The following is a 16,914-nucleotide window of genomic DNA, read 5'->3' as shown; positions in this document are numbered from 1 at the left end:
GGCGTCACGCCGCCAGACCATCACCAGCAGGGGGAGATGTCTTCGCCTGCCCGGACGTCGAAGGCGCTGGCACCCGTGAGACAAGCCCCTATGGCGCGCTGTGGTTCGGGTCGTTTTGGCGGCGGTCCAGTTGGCCGGTGAGTGCGGCGCGGTAGTGGCCTTCGGAGAACAGTGTGAGCTGGATCTCGGCGGTTGTCCGCAAGTGCTCCTCCCATCCACGGCGTATTCGGGCGCGGCAGAGTGTGACGTACCCGCGGATTGCGGTGGGGGGTATCTGGGCCAGATGTGCGGCCCTTGCTCGGGCTGCTGCCAACGCTGTGTCGGAGGCTGGCTCTCCGAGGTCGAGCCTGTGGGCCTGGTGGCCGTCGATCTTGGGCTGGCCGTCGAGGAGCTGCCAGATGACTCCGGGGGCGAGGGAGTCCATGAGGTGGACGCCGCCGGTCGCGGGGATGAGTCCGCCCGCGGCCCATCCCTGTCGCAGCCAGCCTTCGGGACCGATGAAGCGGCTGTCGCAGGCCAGAGCGAGGTCGAGGCCCAGGCCCACGGCGGGGCCGTCGATCGCCGCGATGGTGGGAACGGGTAGCGCGAGCAGCGCACGGACGGTGGACTGGGGCAACCGGTAGAAGTCCACGCCCTGTTCGAGGATTTGCTCGGCGGGGACGGCGTTGAGCCAGTCGATGTCGACACCCGAGCAGAATCCCCGCTCGCCGGTGAGGATGACGCAGCGCACGTGGGGGTCGTTGCCGATTCGGGCCAGCGTGGTCGCCAGTTCCTCCATGGTGCGGCCGGTGAGCGCGTTGCGGCGCTTGGGTCGGTTCAGCGTGACGGTGACGACGCCGTCTCCGTCGCGGTGGGTCCGCAGGTCCGTCGGTTCACTCATGGTCTGCGCCCGCGAGTGCGTGGCGGGCGACGGCGTCGAGGTGTTCGGATTCGTCGCCGAGCAGGAGCCGGTCGACTTTGGCGCGCCGCCAGTAGAGGTGGGCGTCGTGCTCCCATGTGAAGCCGATGCCGCCGTGTACTTGGATGGCTGTCTCGGTGGCGCGTTCGAACGCTCCGGCCGCCAGCGCGGCCGCGGCCGACGACGCGAGCGGCAGCTCGCCGGGGTCCGCGTCGGCGGCCCAGGCCGCCCACCACACCAGGGAGCGCACCTGCTCAAGGTCGGTGTAGACGTCGACCAGTGCGTGCTTGACCGCCTGGAAGGAGCCCACTGGCCGATCGAAGGCGGTGCGCATGCGCACGTATTCAAGAGTGAAGTCGAGCACTTGGGACGCGGCTCCGAGGTCTTCTGCGGCGAGGACGACCGCACCGACCTGGCGGGCTCGCTCCCACAAGTGGCGGGCGGCCGGCACCAGAACCTCGCTGTCGGTCAGCCGGACTTCGGCCAGTGACCGGCTGACGTCCAAGGGCGGGACCGGGGCAGCGCTGCCAGGACCCATGACCAGGTCCTCCCCGTCGAACGCCAGGAACATCTCCGCGGTGGCGGCGTCGAGGCTCGGCTCCGAAGCCTGGGGGTCTCCGTCGACCACGGCAAAGGCGGTGGACCCGTCCGAGAGAGCGGACAACTGTTCGCGATTGCCCGCCAGCAGCACGGCCGCCCTCGCACTGGTGGCCAGGGACGGAGACGCCAAGTAGTGGCCGGCCTGCTCGGCGACGACGGCCAGGTCGAGGAGCGTTCCACCGCCACCGCCTGATGACTCGGCGACGGTGATCCCGAGGAAGCCGACGGAGGCCAGGGCCTTGCGCCCGGGCGCGGCGGTACCACTGCCCGGATCGTCGAGCAGACGTCGGATGAGGGCGAGGTCGCCCTGGGCCGCGAAGAAGGCCCGCGCCGCGTCCGCGACGGCTTGCTGGTCGTCGTCGAGGGTGAAGTTCATGACAGAGGCTCCAGGGGGCTGTCGACGGATCCGCGGGTGAACGCCTGCCGTCAGGGGGTGTGTTCGCCACCGGAACGGTGCGCACGATCCGGGCGGGGTTCGCGCGGCAGGCCCAGAACCCGCTCGCCGATGACGTTCTTGAGGATCTCGTCGGTCCCGCCCGCGATGGACATGCCCGGAAGCTCGGCCTGGGCGGTGTGGAACCGGAGTGCCGGCGAGTCTTCCTGGGGGAATGTCGCGGCCTGGCCGCCCTCAAGCAGTCTCACGCCAAGATCCGCGACGCGCTTGGCCGCTCGAACGGCCGCCAGTTTTCCGGCACTTGCCTCCGGACCCGGCAACCGACCGCGTGACAGTTGAGACAGGGACCGGTAGCCCGTGTAGCGGGACGCCAGTGACTCGGCCACGGCGCGGCCGAGGGCTTGCCGCAGTACGGCTTGCCGCGCGGTCGGCAGTCCGGGCAAATGGGTGGCGGCGAGCGCGATCAGCGCGTCGCTTCCGGCGCCGAGTTCCTTGCCGTCCGCGCCGATCGCGCTTCGCTCGTGGAGCAGGGTCGTCAGGGCCACGTGCCAGCCCTGGCCGACCTGGCCGAGCCGTTCGCGATCGGGGATGCCTGCGCCGTCCAGGAAGACTTCGTTGAAACGGGTCCCACCGCTCATCTGGCGGAGCGGTCGGACCTGCACTCCGGACGCGTGCATGTCGATGACGAACATGGTCAGGCCCTGGTGCTTGGGCAGATCGGGCGACGTGCGGGCGAGCAGGATTCCGTAGCGGGCGATTTGGGCGCCGGTCGTCCAGACCTTCTGCCCGTGCACGGTCCACGTGTCGTGCTCGCGAACTGCGCGTGTGCGCATGGCCGCAAGGTCGCTGCCCGCGCTGGGTTCGCTGAAGAGCTGGCACCACACGTCCTCGCCGGAGAGCAGGCGCGGCAGGTAGCGCTGCCGCTGCTCCTCACTACCATGGGCGATGACCGTGGGCCCGCACATGCCGATGCCGATGTGGTTGATCAGACGCGGGATCCCCGCTCGGGTCAGTTCCTGGTCCACGATCGCCTGGTGCATCGCCGAGAGGCCCTGCCCGCCGTACGCGAGCGGCCAGGTGACGCCGACGAGGCCGCCCGCGTACAGCACCGCTTGGGTGCGGCGCAGTGCCCGCGTCCGCGGATCCTCAGGTCCGCCGCCCGCATCCGACGGCCCGCGGTCGAGGTCGGCTTCGTGTACGTGGAGGTACTCGCGGACACGTGCGCGGTAGGCGGCCTCGTCGGGGGAGTCATCGAAGTCCATCGGTTCTCCTGGTGGGCTTGGCCGTACTGGGGGAGGCGGCGTTCCTCGGTCCGCGGTGTTCCGCGGCCCAGGCGGCCGCGGCAGCGGCCTCCATCGCGAACTGCGGCTGCAGAACGGCCTGTTTGCCTTGGTCGTGGGTGGCGACCACGGTGCGGACCCAGGCGGCGGATGCGCGGGCGATGGCGCGGGCCCGTTCGGCCGCTGCCGTTGCCAGGTCCTCCGGCGGCAGGACGTCGTTGACCAGCCCCCAGCGGTACGCGGTCGCCGCGTCGACAGAGCGGGCGGTGAGCCACATCTCCTTGGCGCGGGGCAGGCCGATGCGGTCCGCGAGGAGCGTCGACATGCCGGAGGCGGAGATCAGCCCGACTTTCGCGTGCAGGTCGACGAAGGTGGCCTTCTCGGCGGCGAGCGCGAAGTCGCATGCGAGTACCAGGCCGAGGCCGGCGGTGTTCGCCGGCCCGTTGACGGCGGCGATGATCGGGGTGGTGGTGTCGAGGATTCGGTGAAGGGCCGTGTTCCAGAGCGTCGGGTCCCAGTCGGGGGCGCGCAGGGCGACCAGGTCCAGGCCGGTGCAGAACGAATCGCCTGCACCGGTGAGGATGATGGCGCGGACCTGCTCGTCGGCGTCGGCGGTCTCGACCGCTTCGGTCAAGGCGCCGATGAGGTCCGCGTCGAGTGCGTTGCCGACCTGGGGCCGGTTCAGCGTCAGCGTGCGGACGGAGTCCGTGTCCGCGGCGGTCAGCGTCGGGGTGGTCATGTCGGATGTCCCATCTGGATGCCGGCGCGCGCGGCCTGTTCGTGGATGGCGTACGCGATGCCGCGCAGCAGCAGCGCGCGGACGGCCCTGTCGGGGGGCTGCGGGACGTGGATGCCGGCCATGGTCGTGGCGCTGAGGTAGCCGCGGATGCTCATGAACGCGAAGCGGACCAGACTCTCGTCACAGGCCGCCTCTCCCAGCGCTCGGGCGAACAACGGGCGCCATACCAGGGAGAGTTCGTCCGCGTGTGCCAGCACGGCCTGCTTCGTGGACGCGCTGGTGGCCGGCGACTGCCCCAGGTCGAGCATGATCTGCGTGATCACCAGGTGCTCCGGTGAGCCGTAGTGCGTGTCCAGGGCCTCCATCACGCAGGCGAGACGTTCTTCGAGGGTGGTGCCGGACACCTCGACGGTGCCGAGATGCAGGGCCAGGCGACGCCATCGATCCTGAACCACGGCCAGCAGCAACGCCTCCCGGCTGCCGAACTGGTGCTGGATGGTGCCCCATGTCACCCCGGCGTGACGGGCGATCGCGTTCGAACTCGCCTCGTAGTAGCCCTGGTCCAGGATGCACTCGATCACCGCGTCGAGCACGCGTGCCCGGGTGGCGGCGCCGTCCGACCGTCGGCGCCTGTCTGGGCGCCGCGACCCGGGTGCGTTCATGACAGGCCGTAGATGCGTTCCGCGTTGCCGCTACAGATCAGGTCGCGCTCGACGTCCGGGATGTCGGCGAACTGGCGGGCCACGACGGTCTGCGAGTTGGGCCACGTGGTCGCGGGGTGCGGGAAGTCGGTGGACCAGAGGATGTTCTCGATGCCGATCAAGTGCCGTAGTCCCAGGCCGACTTCGTCGTCCATGAAGGTGAGCGCCATGTTGCGGCGGAAGTACTCGCTCGGCTTGAGGCGCAGGCCGGGCAGGTCGTAGACGTCGGTTTTGCGGTCGAGGCCGTCGATGAAGCCCGGCGCCCAGTAGAGTCCCGGCTCGACGAAGACGATCTTCAGGCCGGGGAACCGCTCAAGCGTCCCGGTCAGGATCCACCAGGCGATCGTCTCGGAGAGGGCCAGTGCGGGCATCGACGTGAAGATCGCGGCCTGCGGCGTCGGGTCGCGCCGCATGACGTCGTAGAGCCAGTGGCGGTTGCCGAGATGGTGGCTGATCGAGATGCCGGTCTCCTGGAACACGGACCACAGCGGGTCGTACAGTCGTTCGTGGTAGTCGGGCAGCCCGATCTCGCTCGGGAAGTTCGGCAGGTGCACGGACCTCGCGCCCAGAGCGGCCAGTCGTTCGACCTCGGTGACGGCGTAGGCGATGTCGATGATCGGGACCTGGTACGACACGGCGAGCCGGTCCGGGTCGTGCGAGGCGAATTCGGTGAGGTGGTCGGTGAATGCCCGGCTGATGGGCTTCCAGTCGCCCTTGACGAGCCCGAACGCGCGGAACGCGCTGACCTCGCAGTAGAGGACCTCGGCCTGGACCCCGTCGCGGTCCATCGCGGCCAGTCGGGCCACCGGGTCGCGGTAGCCGGGGTCGCGGAACGCCTCCAGGTCCCAGTCGTCCATGGAGATGGTGCGTCCGCCGCGCAGGTCCTCGTCGATCTTCGCCTGGGCGGCGATGGCGTCGTCGAAGGCTCTGTGCAGCGAACGCGGCACCCGCTCGCGTATGACGTCCAGGCTCACCGCCACGTGCGAGTCGGCTGAAATCAGCTTGGTCATAGAGCCCTCCCGGTTGATCCGGAGCCTTGCGCGGCCAGAAACATAGCACCTACTATGCATCGCTGTGAGACCTCACACAACTGCCACCGACGATTCGCTCTTCTTCTGGGAAGCCGCAGCCCGAGGCGCGTTGGTCGCGCAACGGTGCGGCGCCTGCGGGGTCATGCGGCACCCGCCGCGACCGATGTGCCCGCACTGCCACTCACTCGACCACGAAGTCGTGGACCTGTCCGGACGCGGCAGCCTGTACAGCTACGCGCTGCTGCACCATCCACAGCACCCGGCGTTCGACTACCCGGTCTTCGCCGCCCTCGTCGAACTCGACGAGGGCATCAGGCTGGTGTCCAACCTGGTCGACGTGGAGCCGGCGGACATCCGGATCGGCATGCGCCTGGAAGTCGCCTTCGAACCGACAGCTGACGGAGGTGCGGTACCCGTGTTCCGACCCGCTGGGAGCCCATCGTGATCGACACGGGAGCCGCGATCGTCGGGGTCGGCGCGACAGAGTTCTCGCGCCGGGCCGGACGGACGGAACTGCAACTGGCCTGCGAGGCAATCCGGGACGCCTTGCGCGACGCCGGCCTGTCCGCCGCCGACGTCGACGGAATCGTCAGCTACACGGTCGACCCCGTCGAGGAGACCGAACTCGTGCGGTCCATCGGCTTCCGGGAGATCGGGTACTCGTCCCGCGTGCCATACGGCGGCGGAGGCTCCATGGGGACCCTGCTGCACGCCGCCGCCGCAATAGGCAGCGGCGCCGCCGACGTTGTCGTCGTCTACCGGGCCGTACGAGCCAGGTCCGGCGCGACCCGGTTCGGGGGCGCCAAAACCGCGGTGTCGCCGACGTCCGGCCATTCCGGTACGACAGCCATGCAGTGGTGCATGCCCTACGGCCTGCTCACCCCCGCGTCGTGGATGGCGCTCAACGCCACCCGGTACATGCACACCTACGGCGTCACCAGCGCCGACATCGGGCGGGCCGTCGTCCAACTCCGGGCGTACGCCGCAACGAATCCGGCGGCCTGGGGCCACCAACGGGCGATCACGCTCGACGACCACCAGGCGTCGCGCTGGATCGCCGAACCCTGCATCCGCCTCTTCGACTGCTGCCAGGAGACCGACGGTTCGGTCGCCCTGGTCCTCACCTCGCGGGAGCGCGCCGCTCACCTTCCGAACACGCCGGCGTTCATCACCGCCGCGGCGACCGCGGGGTTGTTCGAGCAGGAGATCGGGTCCGACCACTACAGCCGTGAACTGTCGGTCATGCAGGGATCCGTGGCCATCGGCCGCCGACTGTTCCAGCGATCCGGAATCCGTCGCGACGAACTCGACGCCGCGATGATCTACGACGCGTTCTCGCCGATCCTGCTCATGCAACTGGAGGGCCTCGGGCTCTGCGGGTTCGGCGAGGCGAAGGACTTCGTCGCCGAGGGCAACCTCGCCCTCGACGGTGCGCTGCCCACCAACACCCACGGCGGGTTGATCGGCGAGGGCTACATCCACGGGCTGAACCTGGTGCTCGAAGCGGTACGCCAGTTGCGAGGGACCGCCGTCAACCAGGTGCCCGGGGCGCGGCAGATCCTGGTCACCGCGAGCCGCACCGGGGCCGTTCTGGCCCGGGACTGAGGCCCAAGGGCCGTCGGGCAGCCCGAAGTTCCCAACCACAGCAAGGGGAATCATGGCAAGCGTTCTCGAAGGCGTCCGCGTGCTCGACCTGTCCTGGGGCATCGCGGGCCCCGTCACCGGGATGCTCCTCGCCGACCACGGCGCGGACGTGACCAAGATCGAGCCGCCCGGCGGCGACCCCTTCCGAGGCACTCCCGGCTACGACGTCTGGCTGCGGGGCCGGCGCAGCGTCGTCCTCGACCTCAAGCAGGCGGGCGACCGCGACCGGTTTCTCGCCATGGCCGACGGCGCGGACATCGTCCTGGAGTCCTTCGCACCGGGCACCATGGCCCGCCTGGGTCTCGACGCGACTACGCTGCGAGCCCGCAACCCCCGCCTGATCGTGTGCTCGATCACCGCCTACGGACAACACGCCGGTCACCGCGGACGACCGGGCTACGAGGCGCTGGTCGCAGCCCGTCTCGGGATCCTCGACGTGCAGCGCAGCCACGACGGCGGCGCGGTTCCGTACATGCACGGGGAGGGGCCGTTCCTCGCCGACCTGGAGATCCCCGAGGGCATGGCGCCCGGCGCGCCGCGACCCGGGCCGATCTTCACCTATACGCCGTGGCTGAGCATGGGCGCCGCGTTCCTCGCCTCAACCGGTGTCAACGCCGCGTTGTTCGCCCGCGAGCACACCGGCCGCGGCCAGCACGTGGAGACGTCGCTGCTCCAGGCCGCGCTGAGCGCGACCGCTTCGAAATGGCAGCGGGTGGGTCGGCCGGACGCGGTCGGCTATCGCTCGTGGGTGTACGACCGGCGCGCCCCGAAGGGCATCTTCCGGTGCTCCGACGGACGCTGGATCCAGCAGTGGGTGCCGAACCCCGCCTTCGTGCTCAGCAGCGCCGACGGGGAGACGCTGGCCGAGCGCCGCGACATCACCAGCGTGCGCGAGGATCCGGACCGGATCGGGCCGGACCCGGAGAGCATCGTCATCCTCGCCCACTATTTCCCGGAAATGGCCGAGGCCTTCGCCAAGTTCCCCAGCGACGAGTGGGTCACCGTGGCCGCACAGGCAGGCGTACCGCTGCAACCGGTCCGCACGCCGGAGGAGGCGCTGCGGGATCCGGCGCTCCTCGCCGAGCACGCCGTCGTCGACGTGGAGCACCCCGACCACGGGCCCTTGCGACAGGCCGGCATCCTCTACGGACTCAGCCGCACCCCAGGACGCGTGCGCGGTCCTGTGCCGCGCGTCGGCGAACACACCCACACCGCGCCGACTCCGGAGACACCCCCGGCGCCGAGCGGTCCCGTGCCGTCGGTCCGCAGAACCTCCCCCCTCGAAGGGATCACCGTTCTCGACCTGGGCTTCGCCGTGGCCGGTCCGTTCGGCACCCAACTGCTCGCCGACCTCGGCGCGAACGTCATCAAGGTCAACGCCTTCCGGGACCGGTGGTGGCACGCCCAGCACATTGCCTACGGCTGCAACCGCGGCAAGCGCAGCATCGGCATCGACCTGAAGACCCCGGCCGGACTCGCCGTCCTGCACCGGCTCGTGGCGTCCGCCGATGTCGTGCACTCCAACATGCGCCGGGACGCGCTGGCACGCCTGAAGTGCGACGAGGCCGCGCTGCGTGCGATCAACCCGGACATCATCTACTGCCACACCCGGGGATTCGACCGCGGGCCGCGGTCCGACTCGCCCGGCAACGACCAGACGGGCTGCTCGCTGGCCGGCGTGACCTGGGAGGACGGCGGCGGCTGGGACGGCGGCAAACCGTTCTGGAGCCTGACCTCGCTGGGAGACACCGGCAACGGCTTCTTCTCGGCGATCGGCGTCCTTCAGGCCCTTTACCATCGCGCCCGCACCGGTGAGGCGCAGGCCGTCGACACCTCGATCCTCAACGCGGGCCTGCTGGTCGCGTCGATGGCGGCGGTGAAGGCGGACGGCACCGCGCTGCCGCGTCCGCGCCTGGACCGCATGCAGCTCGGACTGCACGCCCTCTACCGGCTCTACGAGACGTCCGACGGCTGGGCATGCGTCGCCGCGGTCACCGAACCGCACCGCAAGGCGCTGGCCGCCGCTACCGGGATCGGTGTCGACCGGCTCGACGCGGACCGTCTCGCGTCGTGGTTCCAGGAGCGGTCCGGCAGGGAGGTGCGCGCACTCCTCGACACCGCCGGAGTTCCCGTGGAGTTGTGCGACGACGAATTCGGCCGAGGCGTCTTCGACGACCCGGAGATGCTCTCCCACGAGTTGGTGGTGCGGCAACAGCACCCGAAACTAGGGAGCTTCGAGCACTTCGGCAAGACGATCCGCTTCTCGGACACCCCCCAGCACATCTGGGGCCCGCCGCCGGTCTGCGGCCAGCACACGCGCGAGATCATGCGCGAGCACGGGTTCGCCGACACCGACATCGACGGGCTCGTCGCAGCCGAGGCGGTCTTCGAAGAACACTGGGTCGAGTAGAGCCCACGGCGCCGACTTCGGGGACCACGGTCGTCGAGAGCCACCGGCCCTCTGGCTCCGTCTGCCCCGGCCGCGGTCTGGCTTGCCCCGGCCCCGTGAGAGCGGTCGGCCAGCAGCGTGAGGAGCCCTGGTGCCGACCCGATCATAGTGATTACTATGGCATTGGGGTCGGGGAGCTGAGGCCCTCCGTGCCCGGCACCTGGGTCGGCCCACCGGAGTTCGCGATGCCCGGCACGGAGCGGCGGTGCCGCGACGCCTGCGTGCTCCGACGACCTCACGACACGACAGGTCAGGAGTGACAGTGGAAGACCCAGAGCACGACCGGACGTCCGCCTCGGGCCGCCCCGGCCCCCTCGCCGGCGTGACAGTGGTGGCGTTGGAACAGGCGGTGTCCGCACCGCTGTGCACCCGGACCCTGGGGGACTTCGGTGCACGCGTGATCAAGATTGAGCATCCGGGGGGCGGCGATTTCGCGCGCTACTACGACAACGTGGTGCACGGGCAAGCAGCGCACTTCGTGTGGCTCAACCGCGGCAAGGAGTCCGTCGCACTCGACCTGAAACACCCTGCCGCCATGCCCGTGATGCACCGGCTGCTCGACCGTGCCGACGTCCTGGTGTCCAACCTCGCTCCCGGCGCGCTGGCAACGCTCGGTCTGTCCCGGCAGGCCCTGGCCGCCCGTCACCCGGACCTGATCGCCGTGGACATCGACGGGTACGGCGCAGGAGGGCCGCTGTCGCACAAACGCGCCTACGATCTGCTGGTGCAGGCGGAGTCCGGCGCGTGCGCGATCACCGGGCACCCGGGGGCCCCTGCCAAACCGGGGCCGCCGATGGCGGACGCGTCGGCCGGGTTGTACGCGGCGCTGTCGGTCATGGCGATGCTGGTCGGCCAGGGGCGCGGCGGCACGACAGGCGGGGCACAGGTGTCGGTGAGCCTGTTCGACACCATGACGGAAATGATGGGCTACGCGCTCACCTACACCCGGCACGCGGGGGTGGACCAGGTACCCATCGGGATGAGCTCCCCGGCGGTGTCCCCGTACGGCGCGTACCGCACCGCAGACGGTCACACAGTGGTGATCGGCACCACCAACGATGCCGAATGGCAGCGCCTGGCACGCGAGTTGATCGACCGCCCCGACCTGGCCGACGACGTCCGGTACCGAGGCAACGCGGACCGGGTGGCCCAGCGCGATGTTCTGGACGACGCCATCGGGGGGCGTGGTGCGCAAAGCACGAGTTGGCACAGGTGCAGGCGCGCGCGGATGCGGCCGGAATAGGCAACTCCCGGTACAACACCCCGTCCGAGGTCGTCGCCCACCCGCACCTGGCCGCACGGGATCGGTGGCGCACTGTCGGCACACCGGCGGGGCAGGTCACGGCTCTGCTGCCCCCGCCGGTCGTCGACGGCTACGAGCAGCCCATGGGTGCGGTGCCGGCGCTGGGCGAGCACACCGACGCGGTACTGGCGGAACTCGGTTACGAGGCCGACGTGATCGCCGAAATCCGGTCCCGCGCAGGAGTCGACGCGCACGTCCGCTGACGGCGGATGGACGGCATGGGCGAGTTTGCGGGAAAGGGCAAGTGCCCGCTGGGGAAGGCGGCCCGCACGTACCGCCTTCCCCAGCAGGTGTCACCGCGGCGCTCGGACGCCGGCGGCAGCGGGGCGCGTTGTCGGGTTCACGTGCCGACGCGGAGGCGCGGGAGAACGTCGGTTTCGAACAGGCGCAGGCTCTCCCAGGCCAGTTCGGGTGCGATGCCGCCCATGAGCGGGTGAAACACCACCAGCCCGGCATCGCCGGCGTTGGTGAGTTCGCCCGTGAGCTGCTCCGGGGTGATGACACGGTATTGCCCGCCGGCGCGCAGAGCTTCGGCGGATTCGGGGGTGGTGTAGACGCCATGGCCGAGTGTTCCCGCGGCTGCGGAGTGGGCGCCGTAGGCGGTGGATTCGTGCAATGCGTGGGGGGCGATGCGGGCCCAGTCCCGGTCGGGGTCCTTGGACAGGTGCACGAAGTCGGTGTTGCCGCCGAAGTGCGGGCCCGGGTCGGGGTGTCCGAGGTTGATGCGTTCGTCGCGGTAGTGCTCCCACACGCCCGGCCATGAGGGCACGAAGCCGTCGGCGATGCGGGCGGCGCGACGGGCGGCGGCTTCGACGGAGCCACCGAGGCTGATCTTCGGGCCGCCAGGTTGGTGCGGGGTCGGGGTGACCCGGACGGTGCGGCCGCGGTGTTGGAACGGCTCACCGGTCCATGCCGCGCGCAGAGTGCGGACGGTCTCGGTGGTCCGGGCGGCCCGGTCGCGCAGGGAAACGCCGAACATGTCGAACTCGGAGGGGATGTAGCCGTTGGCGAGGACGACGCTGACGCGGCCGCGGCTGAGCAGGTCCACGACGGCGATCTGCTCGGCCAGGTGGAGAGGGTCGTGAAGTGGGGCGGGGATGGCGGAGAAGTTGATGATCATGCGCTCGGTGCGGGCGGCGATCGCGGCGGCGAAGGTGAGCGGGGCGGGCAGATACCCGTCGTCGCTGCCGTGGTGTTCTGACAGGGTGACGGCCAAGAAGCCCAGGCGGTCGGCCCATTCGGCCATTTCGAGGGCGGCTGCGTAGCGGTCGGCCATGCCGGTCTCGGTGAGTCCAGGGTCCCGGAAATCGAACCGGAGGGTGAAGACCGTCATGCAGGGCTCCTTAGCGGTGGTACAGGGCGGTGGGCGGGCGTAGCGCCGGCCGATGGGTCGGGCGAGGTCGGGGTGGACGAGAAGAGACGGGTGTGACAGTGCCGGCGGGCCCCGCCCTCGTTTCGGGGCAGGGACCCGCCGGCGGCGGTGTCGGAGGTCAGGCCGGCATCAGCGTGTCGAGGTACTGGTTGGTGAAAACGCGGTGGGGGTCGTAGGCGTTGAGCCGCCCGACGGCCGCGTCCCAGTTGTTCGTGGTGGAGTAGCCCTGCCCGCGGAACGTGTCGGGGAAGGTCCGGGTCAGGAGCTGCCCGTTCGTCCAGCCGCCGGCCGCCGTGTAGCCGTATGTCTTGGTCCACTCGGGTCGTACCACGGCCATCGGGCCGAAGTGGGTGAGGAACCAGTTCTCGATCTGCTGGTTGAAGGCGATCGCGCCGGGCTGGTTGACGTTGTTGTTGACCGCGAACCACAAGATGGTGTCGAGGTCGGGGCGGTACGGGATCGGGCGGGCCCCGGACAGGTAGGGCGGTACGGCGCCGGGCACGACGACTTCGCCGGGGCGGTCGAGGCCGTGGGCACGTAGTTCGACCGGCCCGGTGTAGGGGAACTGGCCTTGGGCCTGGTGGGCGGCGACGACGCCGTTGAAGTGGTGGTAGAAGTCGGCGACCACGCGCTGGATGTTGACGCGCGGGGTCAGTACACCCCAGGCGGCGGTGGTGACGCGCAGGCTGGTGGGTTTGACGTAGAAGGTCAGCGCGTGCGCCGAGCCCCACAGGTCGCCGGACGTCGTCGCGGCGAGCGCCTGCACGGCGCCCTCCGCGGCCCGGGTGTTGAAGTCCGGTACGGCCGCCGGGTTCTGCCGCAGGAACGCGGCGGTGGCCAGGGCCTCTTCGAGGGGCGTGTTGTCGGAGAAGGGGTAGTTGTACGGCCCCGTCACCGCCTTGGAACTGGCGGGCTGTGTCGGCGCCTTGGTCCACAGCTTCATCCACGGCGTCTTGTGGAACGGGAACCAGATGACCTCGACGCTGCCGTGGTGGCGGACCATTTCGGCGAACGTGTTCGATTGCCAGATGCCGGGCTGGGCGAAGAGGGTGTCGGTGTCGATGTCGGTCCGGCTCAGGCACCGCATCTTCAGGTTCGGTCCCATCTGCAAGGTCACGTCGGTGACGAACGCGCGTCCGACGTGGGTGAGCAGCGGGCCGATGGACGGGTCGTTGCGTGCGAACGTCCGCAGCACGTAGGCGGATCGGCCGGCGTCCCACACCACCGCGGTGAGGGAGAGCACGAGGTTGCTCAGCGTCCCGGTGGAGTGGCCGGGGGCGAGGTGCTCGCCCGGCACCGGGACGGCGGTGCCGTGGCAGTTCATCGCCAGCGCGCCTGCGACGGTGACGTCCCCGGGGGCGGTGGTGTGCAGGAAGCCGAGGCCGTGCGGCTCGCAGGCGGCCGCGATGTCTTCGAGGAGGGCCCCGGCCTGGCAGGCGGCCTTGCCGGGGGAGCCCGGCGTGACGCTGATCCCGGTCAGGTGGTCGGTGGTGTTGACGAGGACGAACCGCGCGGTGGGGGAGCCGGGTTGCAGGATCGTGGGGGCGAAGCCGTGCCCGCTGCCGAGCGGCCGCAGGCGGTAGCCGTTGTCCTTGGCCCAGTTCGCCAGGACGGCCACGTCGGCGGAGGTCCGGGGCGAGCAGGTCCACACGTCCGGGAACGTCAGCTCCTGTGCCCAGTTGGTATACGTCTGCTGGTAGACCGGGATCGCGCCCGGGAAATTCGGCGGGGGCGGGATGGTCGCCTCTGCGGACCCGGCGTAGGCGCGCGGCCCCAACGTCACCCCGCCGACAGCACCGGCAGCGGCGGCCGCCAGACCGGCAGCCGCGCTGCCGCGCAGGAAACCACGCCGGGACAGCGGCTGTTCGGGCGCGGCGCCGTTGTCGCCTGCGGCGGACGGGGACAGGGGGATGGGTGAAACCATGTGCGCTCCCTCGGAGTTGTCGTGGGGGCGGTTCGTGCCGGACGGAGGAGCCGGCGGACACCCAGTCTCGGAAAACGATCTTCCGCTTTCAAGTAAAGTGCATACAGAATCCATTATTCATTTAGCAAAGTCCAGCCCGGCCGCCGGACCCCCGGTGGCCGCACGCCGTGGGCGGGCGGGGACAGGAATCCCAACCGAAAGAGGTCCGATGACTACTGACTTGGCGGAACTGGTCGACCCGCGATCCACGTTGCTGCTGACCCAGGAGGTCCAGCGCGGGGTTGTGGGTCCTGAAAGTGCGTTCCCCGAACTCGCGCGAGAGGCACAGGAATCCGGCGCCGTGGAGAACATCGCGCGCCTGGCCCGTGCAGCCCGCGGGGCGGGGGTACAGGTTCTGCACGCGGTCGCCGGCCGACGTTCCGACGGCAAGGGCGCGAACTCCAACGCCCGGCTGTTCGAGGCCGCGCGACGCAGTCCGGTCAAGCAACTCCTCGGCACGGCCGCGGTCGAACCGGTCCCCGAGGTCGGCACGGACCCGCGGGACCTGGTGAGCGTCCGCCTGCACGGCCTGTCCCCGATTGCCGGTACCGACGTCGACGCCCTGCTGCGCAATCTCGGCTGCCGCACGGTCGTCGTGGTCGGGGTGTCGACCAATGTGGCAATCCCCAACACCGTGTTCGACGCCGTCAATCTCGGCTACCGGGTGGTCCTGGTGCGCGACGCCGTCGCGGGTGTTCCCGCGTCCTACTCCGACGTGATCATCGAGAACTCGCTCTCCCTGGTCGCGACCGTGGTGAACACCGACGACCTCGTTGAGGTGTGGGGGAGCCCCTCGGGCGCCTCGTGAGCGGCACCCTCCGGTGCCCTGGTCTTGCATCGGCAGGGCCCGAGCGCGGGGTGGCACGGGTTGCCAGTGCCACCCCGCGCTCGGGGCGAGGCCGTGTGTGTCGGATCTAACCGAGGAAGGAGCCGCCGCCGTCGATCATGAGGGTGCAGCCGGTGATGAAGTCGGCGTCGGGGCCGACCAGAAACGCCACCGCGCGGCCGATGTCGGCCTCCGGGTCACCCGTTCGCTTGATGGACAGGTTGCTCAGCGCGGACGCGAGATCCTCGGGGCGGGCCTCGAAGTGCGCCTGTGCGGCGGGGCTGAGAGCGAAGGGGCACACCGCGTTCACGGTGATGCCGTGGGCCCCCCACTCCCGGGCGGCGGTTCGGGTGAGCCCGCCGACCGCGGCCTTGGCCGGGACGTAGGAGCCGTAGCCGGGAAGGCCCTGGATCTCCGAGCCGGACCGCAGATTGACGACGCGGCCGCCGCCCTTGAGATGCGGGAAGCAGGCCCGCATGAAGTAGACCGAAGCGAACGGGCCTGTGCGGAAAGCCAGTTCGAGGTCCTCGTCGGTCACCTCCTCCAGGGGTACGTGGGTGCGCGCGGCCATGGCGTTGTTCACCAGGATGTCGACGGTGCCGAAGCGGTCCACCACGGCGGCCACCGCGGCGTCGACCGCGGCCGAGTCCCGGATGTCGCACGCCAGGGCGAACGCCTTGCCGCCGCTGTCCACCACCTGCGCAACGGTGGCCTCGGCGGTCGCCGCGTCGAGGTCCACCACCGCGACCGAAGCCCCCTCCTTGCCCAGCGCGAGGCTGATGCCCCGGCCGATACCGCCGCCTCCGCCGGTCACGATGGCCGTCTTGCCCTGTAGTGCACTCATGGTTTCCTCTCAGTACACCGGGGCCTGACGCCCCGGCTGTCACAACCGAACTCGGCGCCGTGGTCCGGGTGGTGCCGGGGGACCGGCGCCAGGCCGCCTCGACGCCTGGTGTCTGTGGCGCGGTGGTCAGGACACGGAGTCGGCCACCGCGGGGATCCGGCCCGCCAGAGCGGCGTCCACCGCCGCGTCGCCGCACACGGCGCGCGCGAAGTTCTCGAAGGACGGCATCGCCCGCATCTCGTTGCCGCCGTCCACCGCGATGCTCTGCCCGGTCGTCCAGGACGACTCCGGACCGGCGAGGTAGCGCACCGCCTCGGCGATGTCCTCGGGCAGGCCGGTGCGGCCCAGCGGCTTGTTCGCAACGAACTGGGCGACCAGCGCCGGGTCGCGGAAGATCGCCGAGTCCTCCTGGGATCGGGTCAGTCCGGGGCGTACGGCGTTGACGCGGACGCCCAGCGGGCCGAGTTCGTCGGCGGCTACGCGAACCAGCGCCTCCAGCCCCGCTTTGCCGGCGGCGTACCCGGACATGAAGGGCGGGTGCATGCGGGCGGCCGTGGTCGAGATGGTGACCACCGAACCGCCGCCGCTGGCGGCGATGGCGGCGCCCGCGTACTTGATCGCGAGGAAGGCGCTGGACAGGCTCAGGCGTATGTCGTTCATGAACTGCTCGTCGTCGAGCGCGAGGATCGGGGCGATGGAGCCGCCGCCCACCGTCGCGACGCAGACGTCCAGTCGGCCTTCGGAGCCTCGCGCCGCCTCGACGGCGGCCTGTACGTCCTGGGAGCGGCAACCGTCCATCACGATGGTGTGGATCGCGGCGCCCGCGGGCGCCTGGGTGCGGAGCCGGTCGGCGGCGGCGGCGAGCGCCTC

At 70.4% G+C, this 16,914-nt stretch carries 16 protein-coding genes; 6 read left to right on the top strand and 10 right to left on the bottom strand.

Translation table 11 applies throughout. The annotated features are described in order from the left end of the window. Window positions 1-88: 88 nt before the first annotated feature. From ACRX5S_RS31625 to ACRX5S_RS31600, 6 genes are all read right to left on the bottom strand, one after another. The gene (locus ACRX5S_RS31625) at window positions 89-880 is read right to left on the bottom strand and encodes an enoyl-CoA hydratase/isomerase family protein (RefSeq protein WP_436776591.1); all 792 of its coding nucleotides are present in this window, start codon (window positions 878-880) and stop codon (window positions 89-91) included. Continuing rightward, window positions 873-1,874, bottom strand: a complete 1,002-nt coding sequence (locus ACRX5S_RS31620; protein WP_436776590.1) for an acyl-CoA dehydrogenase family protein — start codon at window positions 1,872-1,874, stop codon at window positions 873-875. The genes ACRX5S_RS31625 and ACRX5S_RS31620 overlap by 8 nt, the downstream gene beginning before the upstream one ends. A 50-nt stretch (window positions 1,875-1,924) precedes the next feature. Continuing rightward, on the bottom strand, window positions 1,925-3,154 hold the full coding sequence (locus ACRX5S_RS31615) for an acyl-CoA dehydrogenase family protein (protein ID WP_436776589.1): 1,230 nt from the start codon (window positions 3,152-3,154) through the stop codon (window positions 1,925-1,927). After that, window positions 3,141-3,911: an enoyl-CoA hydratase/isomerase family protein gene (locus ACRX5S_RS31610; protein WP_436776588.1), complete on the bottom strand. Its 771-nt coding sequence runs from the start codon at window positions 3,909-3,911 to the stop codon at window positions 3,141-3,143. The genes ACRX5S_RS31615 and ACRX5S_RS31610 overlap by 14 nt, the downstream gene beginning before the upstream one ends. Next, window positions 3,908-4,504 carry a TetR/AcrR family transcriptional regulator gene (locus ACRX5S_RS31605; protein WP_436776587.1) on the bottom strand — a complete coding sequence of 199 codons (597 nt, stop codon included), beginning with the start codon at window positions 4,502-4,504 and terminating at the stop codon, window positions 3,908-3,910. The genes ACRX5S_RS31610 and ACRX5S_RS31605 overlap by 4 nt, the downstream gene beginning before the upstream one ends. 65 nt (window positions 4,505-4,569) lie before the next feature. Next, complete coding sequence (locus ACRX5S_RS31600) at window positions 4,570-5,622, bottom strand: amidohydrolase family protein (protein ID WP_436776586.1); 1,053 nt, start codon at window positions 5,620-5,622, stop codon at window positions 4,570-4,572. A 64-nt stretch (window positions 5,623-5,686) separates the two neighbouring features. On the opposite strand from ACRX5S_RS31600, the gene ACRX5S_RS31595 reads away from it, so the two are divergent. The 5 genes from ACRX5S_RS31595 (at window position 5,687) to ACRX5S_RS31575 (ending at window position 11,242) form a co-directional block, all read left to right on the top strand. Then, entirely contained in the window at window positions 5,687-6,088 is a 402-nt protein-coding gene (locus ACRX5S_RS31595; RefSeq protein ID WP_436776585.1) for a Zn-ribbon domain-containing OB-fold protein, read from the top strand. After that, window positions 6,085-7,248: a thiolase C-terminal domain-containing protein gene (locus tag ACRX5S_RS31590; protein ID WP_436776584.1), complete on the top strand. Its 1,164-nt coding sequence runs from the start codon at window positions 6,085-6,087 to the stop codon at window positions 7,246-7,248. The genes ACRX5S_RS31595 and ACRX5S_RS31590 overlap by 4 nt, the downstream gene beginning before the upstream one ends. A 52-nt stretch (window positions 7,249-7,300) precedes the next feature. Further along, a complete protein-coding gene (locus tag ACRX5S_RS31585) occupies window positions 7,301-9,697 on the top strand; it encodes a CaiB/BaiF CoA transferase family protein (RefSeq protein WP_436776583.1) in 2,397 nt (798 codons plus the stop codon). 244 nt (window positions 9,698-9,941) lie between these two features. Next, the gene (locus ACRX5S_RS31580) at window positions 9,942-10,979 is read left to right on the top strand and encodes a CaiB/BaiF CoA transferase family protein (RefSeq protein ID WP_436776582.1); all 1,038 of its coding nucleotides are present in this window, start codon (window positions 9,942-9,944) and stop codon (window positions 10,977-10,979) included. Further along, complete coding sequence (locus ACRX5S_RS31575) at window positions 10,949-11,242, top strand: CoA transferase (RefSeq protein ID WP_436776635.1); 294 nt, start codon at window positions 10,949-10,951, stop codon at window positions 11,240-11,242. Before ACRX5S_RS31580 ends, ACRX5S_RS31575 begins: the two co-directional genes overlap by 31 nt. Window positions 11,243-11,379: 137 nt before the next feature. Here the strand turns inward: ACRX5S_RS31575 and ACRX5S_RS31570 are convergent, their stop codons facing one another. Together ACRX5S_RS31570 and ACRX5S_RS31565 are read right to left on the bottom strand one after the other, a co-directional pair. Next, on the bottom strand, window positions 11,380-12,372 hold the full coding sequence (locus ACRX5S_RS31570; RefSeq protein WP_436776581.1) for an LLM class flavin-dependent oxidoreductase: 993 nt from the start codon (window positions 12,370-12,372) through the stop codon (window positions 11,380-11,382). Window positions 12,373-12,529: 157 nt separating this feature from the next. Next, entirely contained in the window at window positions 12,530-14,335 is a 1,806-nt protein-coding gene (locus ACRX5S_RS31565; RefSeq protein ID WP_436776580.1) for a cholesterol oxidase substrate-binding domain-containing protein, read from the bottom strand. Between the two features lie 208 nt (window positions 14,336-14,543). On the opposite strand from ACRX5S_RS31565, the gene ACRX5S_RS31560 reads away from it, so the two are divergent. Next, the gene (locus tag ACRX5S_RS31560) at window positions 14,544-15,182 is read left to right on the top strand and encodes a cysteine hydrolase family protein (protein WP_436776579.1); all 639 of its coding nucleotides are present in this window, start codon (window positions 14,544-14,546) and stop codon (window positions 15,180-15,182) included. Window positions 15,183-15,288: 106 nt separating this feature from the next. On the opposite strand, the gene ACRX5S_RS31555 is transcribed toward ACRX5S_RS31560, so the two are convergent. Together ACRX5S_RS31555 and ACRX5S_RS31550 are read right to left on the bottom strand one after the other, a co-directional pair. Then, window positions 15,289-16,044 (bottom strand): SDR family NAD(P)-dependent oxidoreductase, encoded by a 756-nt coding sequence (locus tag ACRX5S_RS31555; RefSeq protein WP_436776578.1) that lies wholly within the window; start codon window positions 16,042-16,044, stop codon window positions 15,289-15,291. 126 nt (window positions 16,045-16,170) lie between these two features. Continuing rightward, on the bottom strand, window positions 16,171-16,914 hold a 744-nt coding region (locus ACRX5S_RS31550; protein ID WP_436776577.1), incomplete at its 5' end, for an SDR family NAD(P)-dependent oxidoreductase.

The organism is Yinghuangia sp. YIM S09857 (assembly GCF_051388915.1).
Lineage (GTDB): Bacteria > Actinomycetota > Actinomycetes > Streptomycetales > Streptomycetaceae > Yinghuangia.
Note: the sequence above shows the minus strand (reverse complement) of the source record. Positions and strands in the feature narration are given on the sequence as shown.